The organism is Nostoc sp. CENA543, from assembly GCF_002896875.1.
Lineage (GTDB): Bacteria > Cyanobacteriota > Cyanobacteriia > Cyanobacteriales > Nostocaceae > Trichormus.
On record NZ_CP023278.1, the window covers coordinates 1,866,118 to 1,885,702 of the forward strand.

A 19,585-nucleotide genomic window follows, 5' to 3' on the forward strand; every position below is an offset into this window, starting at 1 on the left:
CGCACTTCTCAACAGTGGAAAAACTTCTCGAAACTTCTCAAGTAATATCATTAGCAAGACGTTGACATTTAACTAACTTTGAGAAAGTTCGTTGAGGGCTTCATTGATCACTTCATCACTTACACCGTGACGCTTTAAACTAGCAATCAGTGCTGACACAGTATCACCTTCTAATCGCTCTAGATCAGCTCTGAGTCCTTGTCCAATATAGGCACGAACTAACGGTTGATAACCAGAAAATCCCAGCAATGGTGCTATTTTCTTCAAATCTTCAATGACATCTTCAGGAATACGAATTGTGATCGTTGTCATCGGACGATTTTTATCTAGTCGCTTTTTCAGTGCTTCAGTTTTCATAATATTCTCGCTCCTTGCGCGTGGCTTTACGAGCCGAAATAATCCGAATCATGTCATTCTCACGCTCAATATAGACGACGTAAAGAAGATTCCACCGCTTGTCTAAGCCAATAACAGCATCTCTTTCTTCATGATTGCGACTTGCATCAACAACCACTAAGAACGGATCGAAAAATGCTTCTGCGGCTTGCTGGAATGTCACACCATCATGATTAATCGGATTTATCCGAGCTTTTTCCTCGTTCCAAACGAAAGTGACACTATTCAGCACGAAATACACATCCATATCTCACAGTTTAGGCGGAGTGTATTTACATTGTCAATACGTCTTATAAAACTGAGGTATTTTCTTATAGCGATCGCAAATCGTCATAGCTTGATACTGCCATAACTCACAAACAAAAAAACTTCACTAAACACATCTTCTATTCTGTTGGCTGTTCATTAGTGTTAGCTTGCTGACACTGGGCAATCTGAATTAGTAATCTTAATGCGTTATTCACCGCTTCATCGTTAGGAAAAGCTTTAGCAACATCAGGATCTAAACGCACCATATTTGTTTTTGTACGATATCGCTCAACATATTTACCTCTAACCTCTCCTTCCATTTGAGCAAAATCATACTCAGAACGTAATTCATCTTCCATTTTGGGTTCAATTTCTTTGTGTTTACCTTTAACTTGACTCCCTAAAGTTACACAGCATGAATTATGCTGATTCTAGATGGGAAACCGGAATTTGTTCGGTTCTTTCAGGGGATTTTATTCCAGTTGCTACAGCATGAACCGTATGAAGAATATCGGCTGAGTAGTAGCGATTTCCACAGGTATCACACACGCCTATCGTCACATCTTCAAGAATGACAAAACCATCCCTATGTTTAAAGGCTTCACGCTTAACTGTTCGAGATTGTACAGTTCCTTCACAATATTCACATCTATATCCATACATAAACCTAGCCCTCAAGCTCAGTAACTTCATAAACAGTTATGATTAGATAACACCCGATCACATTTCAAGAGGTTCATAACTAAGAAAAACATGGTAGCAATAGTTGATATTGGCAGCTTAATTGTCATAACACCTGGAGTTGCTGGGGGTCGTCCTTGCATTGCTGGTACACGTATGACAGTGCAAAATATTATCATGGATTTTCAAGCTGGCTTATCTCCTCAAGATATTGTGACAGAGTATCCACACTTATCCTTGGCGCAAGTTTATGCCGCGCTTGCCTATTATTACGCTAATCAGGAAGCTATGGAACAAGAAATTGCTCAATATCAAGCAGAATGCCAAGCTTTAGAAACACAGTGGATGTCAGGTAATATTGCGTGAGTAAAGTATGCTTTTATTTAGATGAAGATGCTGGCAAGAAATCCCTAGTTAATGCCTTACGCAATGCTGGGGTTGACGTAATTAGCACGGCTGAAATAGATAGACTAGGCTCATCTGATGAAAATCAACTAATCTGGGCAACAGAACAGAATCGGGTGATTTATAGTTTCAATGTTGGCGATTTTTGTCGATTGCATAACGCTTATCTTGAACAGCAAAAAAAGCATTCAGGTATTGTAGTTGCTGCTAAACAGAGCTATTCAATTGGTGAGCAGTTGCGAGGGTTGCTAAAGTTGGTAGAAAGTATGAAAGCTGAGGATATGGAAAATCAAGTGGTTTTTCTGAGAAAATATATTGAATCTTAATTAATTCTACTGGCAGTAAATTAGTGTTAGGTTGCTAACGCTGGGCAATCTGGATTAGTAATATTAATAAGTGATTCACCGTTTTATCGTTGGGAAAAGCGTTAGTAACATCGAACAGAATATCAACAGATTCGAGTCTTTAGTCAATCTCAACTATCGCGTACTTTATACGTTCTGTAACATTATTCCAAATAATCGGATAACTGCCATTTATGTTTAGTGTATTATCCTTTGCGCCTGTCGGTTTCTGAATCGAACCATGTATGGGAACGCCTGCACGAAAATACTGATATATTCCTATTTTTTCAGAAACCTGCTTATAAAAGCCTGGTTCGTCTGTCACTATTACAAAATTACATTGTGTGAAGCCACGATCACGAAGTTGTTCAAGAAAACTAATATCTCGGCAGGAGTCAAACATTGTCTCTGGAAATTTACCATTACCATTTCGTGGAAATTTCAATTCTATGGCATATTTCTTTGATAGATCAGACGTGAAAATAGAAATATCTATTTCCTTTTTTACAAAGTCACTTTTATTCAAATTAAAGAAAGATACCGGACGTTCAAATTGAATCTTGAAAGTCGAATCAAGTTTTGAGCGTAGATAACAACCAAACTCATGTTGAATACTAAACTCATTATATATATCAACCTCTCCTTTGGCTACGGCAGAAAAGAAGCTGTGTAAATATATTCTGAAATCAATCATCTTTTTACTAAGCGAACCCAATTATTTTATACTGCCGACATAACAACATACTATGGCAATGACAAAATTGTATTAAAATTCTTATACATTTAATTCAGTGTATTTACTACATTAATATAAATAATATTCAGCCTTGTTCTCAATAAATTTCTCTCAAATAGCCTACAAGAACTGGTTTTTCTAGAGCATTGCAAGCAGATACAATACAGATTCATCTGCGTTCATCTGCGGTTAATTATTTTTCCTTTATCTCATTAAGTTAAAAACCGCTATAAGTGTGTAATCTAAAAATGTAAAAAGCAAAAAGCCCACATTAGTGGGCTTGTTAAATTAATCAACTAAATTTACTTACCGTTTCGCCAATTTCTTCGCCATCTTCCGTAGGCGAATAGATTGGGGTGTAACTTCCACCAACTCATCGGGGCCGATGTACTCTAACGCCCGTTCGAGACTCATTTCTACAGGTGCTTGCAACTGTACCAACTCATCGCCACCGGATGCGCGGTGGTTGGTTAACTGCTTGGTTTTGCAGACATTTAATTCTAAGTCTTGGGGACGGTTGTGTTCACCGACAATCATGCCCTTGTACACTTTAGTACCAGGAACAATGAAGAATAAGCCTCTATCTTCAGCATTCTTCATGGCATAGAATGTGGAAACGCCTTCTTCAAAGGCAATCAACACGCCTTTGTTACGGGCTTCAATTTCACCACACAGAGGACGATAATCTAAGAAGCTGTGGTTCATGATCCCTTCACCACGGGTCATCCGCATGAATTCACCACGGAAACCAATCAAACCACGGGCGGGAATGACAAATTCTAGCTGGGTACGGTTGCTAACTCCAGGCTGCATATCTTGCATTTCGCCTTTGCGTTGTCCAAGACGTTCGATACAGCTACCAACTGCATCAGAGGGAACGTCTAAGACTAACAATTCATAAGGTTCGCAAGGTTGACCGTTAACTTCGCGGTAAATTACCTGTGGCTGGGAAACCTGAAACTCATAACCTTCGCGGCGCATGGTTTCGATTAAGATACCCAAGTGTAATTCACCACGACCAGAAACTAGGAATTTGTCGGGGGAGTCGGTTTCTTCGACGCGCAAAGCCACGTTAGTTTCTAATTCACGGAATAGGCGATCGCGTACTTGTCTCGACGTTACCAATTTACCTTCTTGACCCGCAAAAGGTGAATCATTCACCCAGAAGGTCATTTGTAAGGTAGGTTCATCTACTTTAATTAGTGGTAATGCTTGGGGTTCGTTGGGATCTGTGATGGTTTCCCCAATGTTTGCATCAGCAAAACCAGCAACCGCAACGATATGACCTGCGGAAGCTTCTTCTAATTCCACCCGCTTCAAGCCTTCAAAACCTAGCAATTTGCTGATTTTTGCCTTGACAATTGCGCCTGTTTCTGTTACCAGAGCTGCTTGCTGACCACCGCGAATTGTGCCGTTGTGGATTCTACCAATGACGATGCGTCCTAGATATTCAGAATAATCTAGGGTTGTAACTTGCAATTGCAGAGGCTTGGTTGCATCGCCTACTGGGGGTGGAACGTGACGCAAAATGGCATCAAATAAAGGCTGCATATCCTTGGGTTCGTCTTCCAAGGTTTCTTTAGCGTAGCCAGAAAGACCAGAAGCGAATAGATAAGGGAAGTCGCACTGGTCATCATCTGCGCCTAATTCTAAGAACAGATCCAATACTTTATCTATTGCACCGTGGGGTTCGGCTTGGGGACGGTCGATTTTGTTGACGACGACGATGGGACGTAAGCCTTTTTCCAATGCCTTTTTCAACACGAAGCGGGTTTGAGGCATGGGGCCTTCATTGGCATCGACAATCAGGATACAACCGTCAACCATACCTAGTACGCGTTCTACTTCGCCACCGAAGTCAGCGTGTCCAGGGGTATCAATAATATTGATGAGGGTTTCTTTGTAGCGAACGGCGGTATTTTTCGCCAGGATGGTAATTCCTCTTTCCCGTTCTAGGTCATTGGAGTCCATGACGCAATCCGGAACGTCTTCACCTTCTCGGAAAATGCCGGACTGTCTGAGGAGTGCATCAACCAGGGTGGTTTTGCCGTGGTCTACGTGGGCGATAATGGCGACGTTACGAATTGGGAGCGTCATAGAAACTTAGTGGTGAACTCTAGAAGGGTTATTGTAGATTTACATTTCGGTGCTAGGCTGTTTTAACAGAATTGGGGATGATCAGCAAATTCTGTAAAGAAGCTTTAATAATTCTAGCCTAATTGTCACAATTCTAGGGAGGATTGTAAATGCGGCTAAAGTGGAAATCCGGTAGTTTAAGAGCAACAGCACTAAGTTTACAGTCTTTCTACGTAATTTTTACAGCCATTGCTGATAGTCCAAACTAGTAGTCAGTAGTTTTTCATAGTCCTGCTCAATCACAGACCAATCTCCATAACCTTGCTCTACATAGTCCAAATCGATATCAAGTTGATAAATGGCTGTTCTGAGTTCGTCGGAAATGCTATCAGAATCGAAAATTAAGTGATACAGCGATCGCAATAATTTACTATGTACAGGTTTGGCAAAGTGATTATTTTCAGGTGACAGTAAGGGGTAAATTCTACCCAACTTAGCAATTATCAACCTCAAGGAGATTTCTAAATTTTGTTCGCCAGGAATAGAATCTAGTAGATGCACAACATCTGATGGGTGTTTATATGCACTAGTAGATAGTTCAATCATCCAATCTTCAGGATGGTCAATTTCCAGCATCAGTTTATCTACCCAGTTGATGATTTCCCCGTAGGAACAAACGTTTAAGTAAATCCCTATCGACAAGTAATCAGCATAGTGTTTCAAACTGGGTTTCATAAAATATCAATACACCGAAAGATATGGTTTTGATATTGTTTAGCTGAAAAATTTCCCAAATAATTAAAGTTATTTAACTTTCAACCAATTAAAAATATCTACTACCTTTATTTGCCAATCACTTAACACATCTAACACTGGCAAGATATCAGCATCATATTTCACTTCAGGTAATTTATTGGGTTGAAATACCATCACTGATTTATCATTAGCGTCAATAAACCAACCTAATTTAGTTCCTTGGTTAACACAGAAAATAATTTTATTAATGACTCGGTTGGGTGATTGGTCAGGTGAGAGAATTTCAATAGTCCAATCTGGGTAACTTTCAAATTTATTGGCAATCTCTCCGTCTTCATCAGTGGGAATGCGTGACCATTCAAACACCGCAATATCTGGAACTAATGAACGTCCGCCAAAAGTGCAGCGTAATTCGGTTAAGGCTAAAGCAAGTTTGCGCGATTTACCAAGCTGATTGATTGTAGATGATAGCTCAGTTTGAAGAATACTATGTTTTCCTTGAGGCATTGGTTTTTGGTAGATGCGTCCGTTGATATATTCGCTAGCTGGTTTAGTTTCTGGTAAGTTGAGAAAGTCTTCTAAGGAAATTTGGGGCGATATCTGAGTTGATAGCATAACAATTAATTTAAAATAATTTTGTTGAAGCTACAGTAAACCATAGCTAGTATTAATTATAGAAGCAAAACACCGAGAAAGGCTAAGGATTTAAAAAGTCTAGATGTTCTACCGTTAGATTTTACAGTTCCTCTGGAGAGCCTTGTATTTTCAGATTACCTTTGTCCAAAAGCATAATAAAATCTGCCCGTAAAATTACCCTGGGACGATGACTAATAATAATTGTCGAGTCTCTAAGTTTATTTTAATGCAATTTTAAAACCCTAATTGCTTAACAATATATTATTTGAGAATAGCTCGGAGATGTTGCTGAATATGACAATATTTGGTTTTAAGTGGTGAGTCTGGTTGACATTACTGATATACTGCAAGAATTGGTTTTTCGCATAGATTATATAGTTTACATTTGCATCAAAACATCTATATTTTATGAGTTTTCAGAAAGATGTCGTTTTATTGATTACTCACAGTGGCGATTATTTCACTATTGATAGAGTGATAGCATCGCTATTGAAACGAGGTGTCCAGCCAATACGTTTGGACACTGATAAATTTCCCATGAATATTAAAATTAATGCCTATTTAAATAATGACGGTAATCATCACAGGGTAGAATTAGACGATATTGTATTTGATAGTCAACAAGTCAAATCTGTATGGATGCGACGCATTTGGGAGGCAGATTTAAGTCCAGATTTAGCACCAAAATTTCGTGTGGCTTGTGTCAATCAATCCTCGGCTGTGCTTGACGGCTTTTGGGATAGTCTTAAACAAGCTTTTTGGTTAGATGATTTAGCAAAAATTCATGCAGCAGAAAATAAGTTATATCAATTACGCGTAGCGGCGGAAGTTGGTCTTTTAATACCCAAAACTCTAGTAACTAATGATGCTGAAGCCGCTAGAGATTTTTTTGGGCAGGTTGATGAAAAGATGATTACTAAACTGCTGCGTCCGCTTTATTATGGGATGGAAGGCTCTAACTTTTTTATGTACACTAGCGTCGTCAAAGCGGCAGATTTAGAAGATGCTGAGAGTTTGCGCTATTGTCCTATGGTATTTCAAGAACAGATTCCCAAACTCAAAGAGTTACGCGCTATTTATGTGGATGGGAAGCTATTTGTTGGAGCCTTAGATGCGTCAATTTATGCTGATTCTACTCAAGATTGGCGACGCAATACCCCAAGAGATTGTGCATGGAAAATTGATGAATTACCAGAGGAAATAATTCATCGTCTTAGGGAATTTATGGGACATTTAGAGTTAAAATTTGGTGCGTTTGATTTTATTGTCACACCAGATGGAGAACATATTTTTTTAGAAGTGAATCCGAATGGTGAATGGGGAATGTTGGAGAGAGATTTAGATTATCCCATTGCAGATGCGATCGCAGAAACTTTAGTGAGTAATTTTCCACTACAATTATGAGCATATTAATTATCACCCATAGCCAAGATTTAGAACGTTGTCCTGGTTTCCCAATTTCTCAAGCGATCGCACAAGTGTTATTATCGCAATCTGGTGCATGACAAAATAATTAATTATGGCTGATGTGAATTTAGTTTCGCCTGCTGATTCTCCCAATCATCCCCAGAAAATCCCTAATCCAGATTCTCTGCACCTCGCTACGCCTAACGAGTTTCTACCACCGATTAGTAAATGGACAACTTTAGGCGGTGTGGTACTGCTGGGGATTTTTGCGGTGAGTATTGCTTTAGCAGGTGTACTCAAGTACAAAGTCACAATTAAAGCACCAGCAACGATTCGTCCTAGTGGAGAACTGCGTCTAGTACAATCTCCCATTGAGGGGACGGTTAAAGATATTACCGTACAAGTTAATCAAAGAGTGAATCAAGGCGATATCATTGCCATCATTGACGATCGCAGACTGCAAACTCAAAAACAGCAATTATTAATTAACAGTCAGCAAACTAGACTGCAACTATCGCAAATAGATGCTCAGATTATAGCTCTAGATCAGCAAATTACCGCCGAACAATCCCGACGCGATCGCAATATTGCATCCATCCAAGCCGAACTCAACCGCAACCGCAGAGACTTGCAAAACAGACAAGTAACTTCCGTCACCCAAGTTGATGAAGCTAAAGCCAATCTCCAGCAAGCGCAAAAAGAGTTACAAAAAAGCCAAGCACAGTTAAAATCGGCCGAAGCGTCTCTAAATTCTAGCCTAGCTTCTTTAAAAGCTGCTAAAGCTAAACGAGATAGATATCAACCCTTAGTACAATCCGGTTCACTTTCCCAGGATCAATTCCAAGAAGTACAGTTAGCAGTAGAACAACAACAACAACTGCTAGCCGCACAACAAGCCACCGTAGAAGAACGTCAACAAAGCATCCTACAACAACAACAAGCCGTAGCCGCAGCCGCCGCGAGACTTAAAGCCGCCTATACAGGCTTAAATCCCAGTGACGCAGATGTCACAATCACCCAAGAAAGAATTGCCAGCGAAACAGCCAGCAGTAAAATTAGTTTGGCGAAATTCAATCAAGAACGACAACAACTCATTCAACAAAAACTCGAAATTCAAAAGCAAGCCAGCAGTAATCGCCAAGACCTGATGCAAATTAACCGCGATATTGCCAATACAGTCATTCGTGCCACGGCATCAGGTATAATTCAGGAATTGAAACTGCGAAATAATGCCCAAATCGTGCGTTCTGGGGATACGATAGCGCAAATAGCACCCAGTCAATCACCGTTAGTGATTAAAGCACTAGTCGGTAATCAAGATATTCGGAAAGTGGAGAAGGGACAACAAGTACAAGTACGTCTTTCTAGCTGTCCTTACACCGAATACGGTACTTTAAAAGCCAAAGTGCAAACCATTTCCCCAGACACTATCTCAGCCGAAGATCAAGGCGGCAGTACAGGCACTTATCAAGTTACCATCCAACCAGAAACATCAGTCTTAACAGCAGGCGATCGCCAATGTGTGATTCAATCTGGGATGGAAGGTAGAGCTGATATTATTTCTTCCGAAGAAACAGTGTTTAATTTTATTCTCAGAAAAGCCAGACTGTTGACTGATATGTAGTACAGGCTAAGAGGGTGTTTCAAACAACCTCTTAAAAAGAGCCGCAACACTGGCGGCTTGATAGCAATCGGTGACTTAAACCCCTACATTTGATGAAAATCTTCCTTGTTAATGCGGTAAAGTAAAGCTTCTGCACCCAGGAGAGTAATCGAACTCTGCAATTTTTCGCCTAATTTTTCCGCTACCCGTCTCGAAGCTTGATTTTCTGGGCGAATTAAACTGATTAACTGGGTTATTCCCCAGTTTTCAAAGCCATAAGCCATCGCCGCCTTTGCACCTTCCGTAGCGTAGCCCAAACCCCAAAATTGTCGCCGCAAAGACCAACCAATTTCTAGTCCCGGCCAGTTTTCTGGTTGCCAGTAGCCAATTCTACCAATCATTTCGCCACTAGATTTTTCTTCAACCGCCCACATTCCATAACCCCGTAATTGCCAATGTCCCACCATCATCGCCAAATTGCGCCATGATTCTTCACGGGATAAAGGTTGACCATAGCCGATGTAACGCATCACTTCGGAATCTCCGCACATATCGGCGTAAGCATCAAAGTCTTGCTGATTAAATGGGCGTAAAATTAAGCGGGGTGTCGAAAGTTGGGGAATTAGCATTACAGTTGCAGATTTTCAGGAGTCTGTTCGGCATCTGACGATTCTTCACCATTAAAGAATAATAGACGCACAGCCAGAACCGCAAAACCGACAGCCGCGATCGCTTTTAATAACCGGGTGGGGAATACCTCTGCAACCGCACCCCCAGCTAATGCACCGAGGAAACTAGCCAAGAGTAACGCCGCCGCACTCCCAAAGAAAACTGCACGCACAGATTGACCACGACCAGAAAGTGCGATCGCGGCTAGTTGGCTTTTGTCGCCTAACTCGGAAATAAATACTGTAATAAAACTGAGTCCTAAAAGATGCCAATCCATAATATTGGGGAATGGGGAATGGGAAATAGAGAATGGGGAAGCTTAACCTTGTAATACATCCCACAAGAGCATGACGGAGACAAACAGCAGCATGATTCCGGCTGATTTGTCTAGAATTTTGGGACTGAATTTTTTAGAAATCCAACTACCTAACAATACACCTAATAAGCTGGTGGTAATCAGTGCAGCCGCAGAACCGAGAAATACTACCCAAGGTGCATGGGATTCTGCACTCATTAATAAAGTTGATAGTTGGGTTTTATCGCCAATTTCTGCGAGAAAAATCGTAATAAAAGTAGTAGCGAAAACAATAAGTGGTGAATCTTGCTTTTTCTGGCTCTCAGCACTAACTACAGGCTGAATCGGTTCAATTGTGCTACATTCGGTGGTCACTGTTAATGTTGGCTGGTTCTTAGACGCAGATACGCCAGTTAGGATTACAGGTGCAGAGTCAAGTTTCACAGGCAGTAGTTTTGTTACTAGAGATTTTTCATATTCTTCTCATTTTTGCAGATGGGTGTCATAAATTGCAACTCTACCGCAAAAATGCAATTTTCTTCGGAGATAACATCTAGTCAAGGATTGATTTTAGTCCCCTTCCGGGGAAATGATGTTTAGAAACTTTTGTAAATGTTGTGCATCAAATTTTTTAGGATCGTTTCAGTCCCCTTGCGGGGAAATGATGTTTAGAAACAAAATTAAATACCGTGATAAAATGAGTAAAATAGTAGTTTCAGTCCCCTTGCGGGGAAATGATGTTTAGAAACGCTACAGGTGGTAATTCACTACCAAGTAATCGAAACATGTTTCAGTCCCCTTGCGGGGAAATGATGTTTAGAAACTAAAAAGGGTAATTCATACCAAGCCTATTATTCAGGGGTTTCAGTCCCCTTGCGGGGAAATGATGTTTAGAAACTTTACCAGTGACATTCGCCCTAACTGAAGCTTGGCAAGTTTCAGTCCCCTTGCGGGGAAATGATGTTTAGAAACATGTGCATTGGTTGCGATCCCTAATCCTATGGATAGGTTTCAGTCCCCTTGCGGGGAAATGATGTTTAGAAACTTAAAAAATCATTAATTAGAATAGTTAATTTAGAATGTTTCAGTCCCCTTGCGGGGAAATGATGTTTAGAAACTTTACAGCAGGGCGATATGAACCTCGCCCGCTCTGTGTTTGTTTCAGTCCCCTTGCGGGGAAATGATGTTTAGAAACAACGCCTCAGACGATTTAGGGGCGGGATTTATAGTCGTTTCAGTCCCCTTGCGGGGAAATGATGTTTAGAAACGAATTCCTTTAGAAGCCGCTAGACAGGGATATGTAAGTTTCAGTCCCCTTGCGGGGAAATGATGTTTAGAAACCATCGCCACACTACTAACAATTCCCATTTCAGATAATCCCGCGTTTCAGTCCCCTTGCGGGGAAATGATGTTTAGAAACGCAAAATCAGAATTAATCTTCTGAAACTTCTGAAGAGTTTCAGTCCCCTTGCGGGGAAATGATGTTTAGAAACAAGACGATGAAAGTATCGCCAAAGGCTTGGAGGTGGTGTTTCAGTCCCCTTGCGGGGAAATGATGTTTAGAAACACAAAGATGATGATGCTGATTCTCTAGCCCTTGCCTGTGTTTCAGTCCCCTTGCGGGGAAATGATGTTTAGAAACTTCTTCTAGTTCTTCTTGTAGTTTTTCTAGTTCTTTGTTTCAGTCCCCTTGCGGGGAAATGATGTTTAGAAACCCTGGGGACTTGATCGCATTGGGCAGCTTGGCTTTAGCGTTTCAGTCCCCTTGCGGGGAAATGATGTTTAGAAACCGGGAATCCTGGCACCAGCTAGTAAACTCCAGTTAGTTTCAGTCCCCTTGCGGGGAAATGATGTTTAGAAACCTTCTCTGGGGACGAAACCTTGCTTGACGAGAAATGCTTGTTGCGTTTCAGTCCCCTTGCGGGGAAATGATGTTTAGAAACAACCCCAGCCGAACTTGGTGTCGTTAATATGTAGATTGGTGTTTCAGTCCCCTTGCGGGGAAATGATGTTTAGAAACATCATGCTATCTGCTGTACCTTCAAAGGCTGAGATGTTTCAGTCCCCTTGCGGGGAAATGATGTTTAGAAACTCATTGCCGTTGTTACTGCCATTATTAAGACTGTTGGGTTTCAGTCCCCTTGCGGGGAAATGATGTTTAGAAACTTCTAGGCGGGTCTGTGGCAAGAATCAACATTGGGTTTCAGTCCCCTTGCGGGGAAATGATGTTTAGAAACCATTGGCCGCGGTGGTGGCCTTTTGCACCTCTGCCTGGTTTCAGTCCCCTTGCGGGGAAATGATGTTTAGAAACGATAGAGAATGGCTGACAGGGACTAGAGGCTGTGATGTTTCAGTCCCCTTGCGGGGAAATGATGTTTAGAAACTCTTGTGATGCTTGACTGTAACAATCGCCATTGCTGGAATGTTTCAGTCCCCTTGCGGGGAAATGATGTTTAGAAACGGTAAGGGAGTATGTCAAGGACATCCCAGAACCAGCGTTTCAGTCCCCTTGCGGGGAAATGATGTTTAGAAACTTAACCCCTAAAGTCTCTATATACGTCCTAGCCTGTTTCAGTCCCCTTGCGGGGAAATGATGTTTAGAAACCCAGTTTGTAGAGTCCACTGGGGCAGCCTTGGGAGTTTCAGTCCCCTTGCGGGGAAATGATGTTTAGAAACCTGGTAGTATCAGCCGTGTAAACCAGTTAGACACTTTGTTTCAGTCCCCTTGCGGGGAAATGATGTTTAGAAACTAGCTCATGAGATTTCATCTGTGAGTTCTCTAACTCATGTGTTTCAGTCCCCTTGCGGGGAAATGATGTTTAGAAACTTCAAGCACAAAGCTCTTTTTCTTGATTACTATTTCTTGTTTCAGTCCCCTTGCGGGGAAATGATGTTTAGAAACACACCGCGAGGGCAAGAGCTACCAACGCAGCCAAAAGGTTTCAGTCCCCTTGCGGGGAAATGATGTTTAGAAACCCCCTCGCGGTGTTCAGCCTCAACAACAATGGCGGACTACTCAGTTTCAGTCCCCTTGCGGGGAAATGATGTTTAGAAACTATTTAGTTGTCTTTTAGGAGTTATTTTAGCCTTATGAGTTTCAGTCCCCTTGCGGGGAAATGATGTTTAGAAACTACCAGGTCTAAAATCTGTTAGCTGACCTCCTGAAGCTTGTTTCAGTCCCCTTGCGGGGAAATGATGTTTAGAAACTTTCTACTCTCTGACCGTCTAGGCTATGGATTAGACTATGAGATAGGTTTCAGTCCCCTTGCGGGGAAATGATGTTTAGAAACTGCTCGGTACTGAAACTGAGATAGAGCAAGCTTCCTGGGAAGCATTTTGACGAATCGCAAAATCAGGTCGATTTCAGCCTACCTTATTGCGATTAATTTGCAACTTCCCGAATTATAGAAACGCTATAATTATTATGTTGTCAAGGTTCTGGCGATTTTGACGAATCCCTGGGCTTTTTGACCCCGCTTCGATTCGTCAAACATCAAGCTGATTTCCCAATCATAAAATGACTATTTGCTATTGTCGAGTATTTTTTGGAGTTTAGCCACAAACAATGAAGTGACAACCCTTACAGAAACTCTATAACTCTAGGTGTATTAATTTTTGTACGAAATGGTATAGCTAGAGTAAATCAATAGCATTCTCTGTTCTCAGTCTTGTCTTTCTTTTGTATTACATATATAATACAAAATATGTTACTGCATCGACAGTAAGTATTTGTCGCTTTAAAAAAGGAAGTCGTTATGATTCCCCGAACACGCATCCGAAATATTGGTATATCTGCTCACATTGACTCTGGTAAAACTACACTTTCAGAGCGCATTCTCTTCTATACGGGCAGAATCCATGCAATTGAGGAAGTACGGGGAGGCGGCAAAGGTGCAACAATGGACTTTATGCCAGAGGAAAAGTTACACGGTATTACCATCACCTCTGCTGCTACAACCTGTCAATGGCACGATACGCAAATTAATCTGATTGATACACCCGGACACGTAGATTTTACGATAGAAGTTGAGCGTGCTTTGCGGGTATTGGATGGGGCTGTGATGTTGTTGTGTGCTGTAGCTGGTGTGCAGTCCCAATCAATCACCGTAGACCGTCAGATGAAACGTTATCGGATTCCCCGATTGGCATTTATTAACAAAATGGATCGGGTGGGTGCAAATCCTTTCCGTGTAGTCCAGGCGATGCACGACAGATTGCAATTAAATGCTGTGTTGTTGCAGTATCCCATCGGTAGTGAAGACCAATTCCAAGGGGTGATTGACCTCGTGGAAATGAACGCCCATTATTTTGAGGGAGAAAATGGGGAAAATTGGCTGCAAAAACCCATTCCTGAAAATTTACTGACACAAGCACAGGAAGCACGGGAAAAAATGCTAGATGCGTTATCGCTATTCTCTGAGGCGATGACAGAGAAATTATTGGCGGGTGAAGAAGTTCCCAAACAGATGATTTGGGACACCATTCGCCAAGCTACTCTCAGTCTGCAACTCACCCCTGTGCTATTGGGTTCAGCCTTTAAAAATAAGGGTGTGCAGAACTTATTGGATGCGATCGCTCTTTATCTCCCATCTCCTATTGATAGGGAAGTAGTCAAAACTGCTGAGGGCGTAAGTGTCTATCCTAACCTTGATGATTCCCTGGTGGCGTTGGCGTTTAAACTCACAGTCGAGTCCTTTGGACAATTGACCTACACCCGCATCTACTCCGGGACGTTGAAAACAGGTGATACTGTCTACAACTCCCGCACCAAACAACGGCTGCAAATCGGGCGGTTGGTGAGGATGCACGCCAATAAACGGGAAGAAATCAAAGAAGCGGTAGCAGGGGATATTATCGCCCTATTGGGTGTGGATTGTGCTTCTGGTGATACCTTCTGTAGTGGAGAACCGTTTGTGTCTCTTGAAGGGATGTATGTACCCGAACCAGTGATTACACTGGCAATTACACCCAAAAAACAAGAAGATAGCGATCGCCTCGCCAAAGCCTTGCACCGCTTCCAGAAGGAAGACCCGACTTTCCGCTTGAGTATTGACCCCGAATTAGGCACAACCTTAATTTCTGGGATGGGAGAATTACATCTGGAAATTTACGTAGAACGCCTGCAACGGGAATACAACACCGATGTTTATGTCGGTCAGCCTGCGGTAGCTTATCGGGAAACCATCAGCCAAAAAGCTCACTTTGACTATCGACTGAAAAAACAATCCGGTGGTTCTGGTCAATTCGCCCATGTCCAAGGCTGGATTGAACCCACCACAGAACCCTTTGTGTTTGAAAATCAGGTAGTCGGCGGTGCAATTCCTAAAGAATTCATCCCCGCCTGTGAGAAAGGTTTCCGTGAAGCCATCCAATCAGGACAGCTAGAAGGCTATCCAGTCACAGGGGTAAAAGTCGTGCTAGATGGTGGTTCTTATCATAAAGTAGATTCTTCAGAATTAGCTTTTAGAGCCGCCGCCCATCAAGCCTTAGAGGAAGCGTTAACTCAAGCTAAACCTTATATTCTCGAACCCATCATGCTGGTAGAAGTGGAAACACCAAACGAGTTTTTGGGAAGAGTCCAGGGTGATTTGTCTTCCCGTCGCGGTGTATTGCTGGGTTCAGAAACCATGCAAACTTACTCCGTAATTCAGGCGGAAGTTCCATTAGTGCAGATGTTTGGTTATTCTACCGACTTGCGATCGCTCACAGCCGGAATGGCGACATTCTCAATGGAGTTTGCTTGTTATCGTCAAGGAAGGAGTAGTGAGTGCTGTTAGCGGAAGCGCGCCGTTTAGCCCGTGCTGTTAGCGGAAGCGGGGCGTTTAGCCCGTGCTGAGTGGTGGTTGTTGAGTAGAGTAGAGACGTTGTATACAACGTCTCTACAATTTTAACGAGCCTTTTCAGGGTGGGAACATTCCTCAGTCCCCAATCCCCAATTCTTCTCTAATTTTGAATTTTGAATTTTGAATTTTGAATTGATCCGTCCCCAATCACCTCAGACTCCCACCCAGATACTACCTTCTTCTACACGGGTGGGAAAAACAGAAAGAGCTTTTTCTTTGGAAATCATACCCATTACCTTACCAATACCGGGGGGGAAAGGTGTCCATTCTTTGGGATTACCGGTGGATAAATCAAAAGCACTGCGGTGGAAGGGACAGACAATAGCCCCATCATCGGTGATTTTCCCTTTTTGCATGGGTAACTTGAGATGAGGACAGGAATTTTCTACGGCGAAAACTTGGTTATTGTGGTGAAGTAAAAGGATGTTGCGTTGTTCTACTTTTACTACTTTGCGTCCGTTGGGTGGCAGTTCATCTTGGGGAAGAACTTTAATCCAGTTCATTGATACCTCTCTTGATCTTTTAAAGGATGCAGGCAATTAAGTACATCATTTCACAAGTTTGGCCGAGAAATGTTAGTTTAGCTTGGTGATAGGGAATCATATATTCACACCCACAAATCTCATAACTATTCAAGTCAACTACAGTTTGAATGTTAAAGTATACTTATTAACTACACGCTAAAAATTTCAGTCGTGTAGAATTTTTTTCTATGTTAAATTTGAAACATAAAATAAGCTGTTAGTAATATTGATAAAACAGGAGAAAAGCAGGATGACGAGGAAATCACAACAGATTACACTGTGGTTAATGTCAAATACTAGTTGCTAAAGCAACACATAAAAAATTTTCTAACGTTACAATCCTGCTATATCAAAAATTACCTATGTCAGCGCAACAGCGTAGTTTTGGGGAGACAGCTGATTTGATGATTGGTGTTCACAACCAGGAAAATCAGGCCTTAGCAGCAAATGCTTCTCCTGTCGGGACTTTAGCCCGACGCAAAGGCACTATTTCCACCTTTCTAGCTCCCCTAACTCAAGACACTTTTAAACAAGTTGTTACAGAAGTTGAGCAGAAATTACATATTGTGCATCAAACCCTGTCCATGTTGGATTCTCAGGGTTTTGAGACAATTCTGCAAGAAATGTTGCACTCGATTACGTTGAAAACTGGGGAATTATTGGGAGCAGACAGAACTACTATATTTTTACTGGATGAAGAAAAACAAGAACTGTGGTCAATTGTCGCGGAAGGCGAGGGGAAACGGTCTTTAGAAATTCGCATTCCCGCCGATAAAGGAATTGCGGGGGAAGTGGCGACTTTTAAGCAAGTAGTTAATATTCCCTTTGATTTTTATAGTGACCCACGGTCAATATTTGCCCAAAAACAAGAGAAAATCACAGGCTATCGCACTTACACCATGCTGGCCTTACCGCTACTCAATGAACAAGGACAACTAGTGGCGGTAGTACAGTTACTCAATAAATTAAAATCGACACAGCAGCCAGATGCGCCACTGGCGGAACGGGTTGATCCTGTAGGCTTTACTGGTGCTGATGAGCAATTATTTCAAGAATTTGCCCCTTCTATTCGCCTAATTTTAGAATCGTCTCGCTCTTTTTACATCGCAACACAAAAACAAAGAGCCGCAGCTGCGATGATGAAGGCGGTAAAATCCCTCAGTCAAAGTAGTCTGGACTTAGAAGACACCCTCAAAAGGGTGATGGATGAAGCCAAAGAATTAATGAACGCCGATCGCAGTACACTATGGTTAATAGACCGCGATCGCCATGAACTCTGGACAAAAATTACCCAAGATGACGGTTCAACTAGGGAATTGCGCGTGACCATCGGTAAGGGTTTTGTGGGAATAGTCGCCGCATCCGGTCAAAAACTCAATATTCCCTTTGATTTATACGACCATTCAGATTCAGAAACCGCCAAATACTTGGATCAGCAGAATGGCTACCGTACTTGTAGTTTACTGTGTATGCCCGTATTTAACGCTGATCAAGAGTTAATTGGGGTGACACAATTAGTCAATAAAAAGAAATCTGGAGAGTTTCCACCTTATAACCCTGCTGACTGGCCTAAAGCACCGGAATGCTTCCAAGCTAGCTTTGACCGCAACGACGAAGAATTTATGGAAGCTTTCAACATTCAAGCTGGGGTAGCATTACAAAACGCTCAGTTATTTGCCAAGGTCAAACAACAAGAACAATTACAACGGGATATTCTGCGGAGTCTTTCCAATGGTGTGATTTCCACAGATAAATCAGGTGCAATTATTGCAGCCAATGAAAGCGCGAAACGGTTATTGGGATTAACCGAAGAAGAGCGTTTAGAAGGTAAATTAGTTAGTGAAGCGATCGCCATTAAAGAAGGTGATTTTGGTAGGTGGTGTCAAGATGCTTTACTCGGTGCTGATCCCAAACATCGTCAGCAATATTATCCTGACCGTACCTTATTGAGTGTAGATGCCGAATCAGAACAGCATAGTATTAACTTATCAATTAATACGATCGCCAATGCCAACGACCCCAGCCAAGTAGGTGGCGCGTTGGTAGTCATGGAAGACATTAGCGATGAAAAACGCCTCAAGAGTACAATGTATCGCTACATGACGCAAGAATTAGCCGAGGAATTGCTGAAGCTAGACGATGCTAAACTAGGAGGCGATCGCAAGGAAGTTTCGATTTTATTCTCCGATATTCGAGGCTACACCACTTTGACAGAAAATCTGGAAGCAGAAGAAGTGGTTAGTATGCTCAATGAATATTTTGAATCAATGGTAGAGGCTGTATTTAAACACAAAGGGACTCTCGATAAATATATCGGTGATGCGATTATGGCCGTGTTCGGTTCGCCTCTCCCCTTAGAAGAACACGCTTGGATGGCGGTACAAACGTCGATAGAAATGCGCCATCGCTTACAAGAATTTAATCAACGTCGTTACGCTGCTAATAAACCCAGAATTAGTATTGGCATTGGGATTAACTCCGATACTGTCATTAGTGGTAACATCGGTTCTAGTAAACGGATGGAATTCACTGCGATCGGTGATGGTGTCAACTTAGGCTCACGTTTAGAAAGTGTTAGCAAACAATACGGCTGTGACATTATCCTCAGTGATAATACCTTTAAACCCTGTCAAGAAAAAATCTGGGCGCGGGAATTAGACTATATTCGCGTTAAAGGCAGAAACGAACCGGTAGCTATTTATGAATTAGTGGGTTTACGTTCCGACCCTATCAACGGTGAAAAGCTACAAGTGATCGAACATTATCACAAAGGTCGGGAGTATTATCTTCAACAAGAATTCAATGCTGCTAGAGCCGAATTTGCCAAAGTTCTGGCCTTTGATAATCAAGATAAAGCCGCTATGTTACACCTTTTGCGTTGTCAACATTGGTTACAATCACCACCTACAACATCCGAATGGGATGAAGGCGTTTGGACTTTCCAGGAAAAATAAAAAATAGATTT

General features: G+C 41.9%; 18 protein-coding genes and 1 CRISPR repeat array. Of the genes, 6 read left to right on the top strand and 12 right to left on the bottom strand.

What is annotated here, in order from left to right; translation table 11 throughout:
• Window positions 1–72 precede the first annotated feature (72 nt).
• The 4 genes from CLI64_RS07825 to CLI64_RS07840 all read right to left on the bottom strand — a co-directional run bounded on the left by CLI64_RS07825 (window position 73) and on the right by CLI64_RS07840 (window position 1,338).
• Entirely contained in the window at window positions 73–357 is a 285-nt protein-coding gene (locus tag CLI64_RS07825; protein ID WP_103136683.1) for a hypothetical protein, read from the bottom strand.
• Entirely contained in the window at window positions 347–643 is a 297-nt protein-coding gene (locus CLI64_RS07830) for a BrnT family toxin (protein ID WP_103136684.1), read from the bottom strand. The genes CLI64_RS07825 and CLI64_RS07830 overlap by 11 nt, the downstream gene beginning before the upstream one ends.
• A gap of 139 nt (window positions 644–782) precedes the next feature.
• Window positions 783–1,004, bottom strand: a complete 222-nt coding sequence (locus CLI64_RS07835) for a hypothetical protein (RefSeq protein ID WP_103136685.1) — start codon at window positions 1,002–1,004, stop codon at window positions 783–785.
• Between the two features lie 61 nt (window positions 1,005–1,065).
• Entirely contained in the window at window positions 1,066–1,338 is a 273-nt protein-coding gene (locus CLI64_RS07840; protein WP_225977530.1) for a YgiT-type zinc finger protein, read from the bottom strand.
• Between the two features lie 60 nt (window positions 1,339–1,398).
• Here CLI64_RS07840 and CLI64_RS07845 point away from each other — a divergent pair, with 60 nt between their 5' ends.
• Complete coding sequence (locus CLI64_RS07845; protein ID WP_103136686.1) at window positions 1,399–1,692, top strand: DUF433 domain-containing protein; 294 nt, start codon at window positions 1,399–1,401, stop codon at window positions 1,690–1,692.
• Window positions 1,689–2,057: a DUF5615 family PIN-like protein gene (locus tag CLI64_RS07850; RefSeq protein ID WP_103136687.1), complete on the top strand. Its 369-nt coding sequence runs from the start codon at window positions 1,689–1,691 to the stop codon at window positions 2,055–2,057. Before CLI64_RS07845 ends, CLI64_RS07850 begins: the two co-directional genes overlap by 4 nt.
• Before the next feature lie 139 nt (window positions 2,058–2,196).
• Here the strand turns inward: CLI64_RS07850 and CLI64_RS07855 are convergent, their stop codons facing one another.
• The 4 genes from CLI64_RS07855 to CLI64_RS07870 all read right to left on the bottom strand — a co-directional run bounded on the left by CLI64_RS07855 (window position 2,197) and on the right by CLI64_RS07870 (window position 6,258).
• Window positions 2,197–2,769, bottom strand: a complete 573-nt coding sequence (locus CLI64_RS07855; protein WP_103136688.1) for a hypothetical protein — start codon at window positions 2,767–2,769, stop codon at window positions 2,197–2,199.
• 348 nt (window positions 2,770–3,117) lie between these two features.
• A complete protein-coding gene (typA, locus tag CLI64_RS07860; RefSeq protein ID WP_103136689.1) occupies window positions 3,118–4,908 on the bottom strand; it encodes a translational GTPase TypA in 1,791 nt (596 codons plus the stop codon).
• A gap of 219 nt (window positions 4,909–5,127) precedes the next feature.
• Complete coding sequence (locus CLI64_RS07865) at window positions 5,128–5,622, bottom strand: hypothetical protein (RefSeq protein ID WP_103136690.1); 495 nt, start codon at window positions 5,620–5,622, stop codon at window positions 5,128–5,130.
• 69 nt (window positions 5,623–5,691) lie between these two features.
• Window positions 5,692–6,258 carry a Uma2 family endonuclease gene (locus CLI64_RS07870; RefSeq protein WP_103136691.1) on the bottom strand — a complete coding sequence of 189 codons (567 nt, stop codon included), beginning with the start codon at window positions 6,256–6,258 and terminating at the stop codon, window positions 5,692–5,694.
• 429 nt (window positions 6,259–6,687) lie between these two features.
• On the opposite strand from CLI64_RS07870, the gene CLI64_RS07875 reads away from it, so the two are divergent.
• Window positions 6,688–7,683 carry an MvdC family ATP-grasp ribosomal peptide maturase gene (locus tag CLI64_RS07875; RefSeq protein WP_103136692.1) on the top strand — a complete coding sequence of 332 codons (996 nt, stop codon included), beginning with the start codon at window positions 6,688–6,690 and terminating at the stop codon, window positions 7,681–7,683.
• A 115-nt stretch (window positions 7,684–7,798) separates the two neighbouring features.
• Window positions 7,799–9,310 (top strand): HlyD family efflux transporter periplasmic adaptor subunit, encoded by a 1,512-nt coding sequence (locus CLI64_RS07880; RefSeq protein ID WP_103136693.1) that lies wholly within the window; start codon window positions 7,799–7,801, stop codon window positions 9,308–9,310.
• 83 nt (window positions 9,311–9,393) lie between these two features.
• Here the strand turns inward: CLI64_RS07880 and CLI64_RS07885 are convergent, their stop codons facing one another.
• Genes CLI64_RS07885 through CLI64_RS07895 form a run of 3 tightly spaced genes read right to left on the bottom strand, consistent with a single transcriptional unit; the run spans window position 9,394 to window position 10,697 of the window.
• On the bottom strand, window positions 9,394–9,918 hold the full coding sequence (locus tag CLI64_RS07885; protein ID WP_103136694.1) for a GNAT family N-acetyltransferase: 525 nt from the start codon (window positions 9,916–9,918) through the stop codon (window positions 9,394–9,396).
• Complete coding sequence (locus tag CLI64_RS07890) at window positions 9,918–10,235, bottom strand: TMEM165/GDT1 family protein (protein ID WP_103136695.1); 318 nt, start codon at window positions 10,233–10,235, stop codon at window positions 9,918–9,920. The genes CLI64_RS07885 and CLI64_RS07890 overlap by 1 nt, the downstream gene beginning before the upstream one ends.
• 42 nt (window positions 10,236–10,277) lie before the next feature.
• Window positions 10,278–10,697 (bottom strand): TMEM165/GDT1 family protein, encoded by a 420-nt coding sequence (locus tag CLI64_RS07895; RefSeq protein ID WP_103136696.1) that lies wholly within the window; start codon window positions 10,695–10,697, stop codon window positions 10,278–10,280.
• A gap of 123 nt (window positions 10,698–10,820) precedes the next feature.
• A CRISPR array of direct repeats spans window positions 10,821–13,544; the repeat unit is 37 nt; unit sequence GTTTCAGTCCCCTTGCGGGGAAATGATGTTTAGAAAC.
• 464 nt (window positions 13,545–14,008) lie between these two features.
• Here CLI64_RS07895 and fusA point away from each other — a divergent pair.
• The gene (gene fusA / locus CLI64_RS07900; RefSeq protein WP_103136697.1) at window positions 14,009–16,030 is read left to right on the top strand and encodes an elongation factor G; all 2,022 of its coding nucleotides are present in this window, start codon (window positions 14,009–14,011) and stop codon (window positions 16,028–16,030) included.
• 218 nt (window positions 16,031–16,248) lie between these two features.
• On the opposite strand, the gene CLI64_RS07905 is transcribed toward fusA, so the two are convergent.
• Window positions 16,249–16,599, bottom strand: coding sequence for a Rieske (2Fe-2S) protein (locus tag CLI64_RS07905; protein WP_103136698.1), 351 nt, complete (start codon window positions 16,597–16,599; stop codon window positions 16,249–16,251).
• 383 nt (window positions 16,600–16,982) lie between these two features.
• Here CLI64_RS07905 and CLI64_RS07910 point away from each other — a divergent pair, with 383 nt between their 5' ends.
• Window positions 16,983–19,574, top strand: a complete 2,592-nt coding sequence (locus tag CLI64_RS07910) for a GAF domain-containing protein (RefSeq protein ID WP_103136699.1) — start codon at window positions 16,983–16,985, stop codon at window positions 19,572–19,574.
• Window positions 19,575–19,585: the final 11 nt, after the last annotated feature.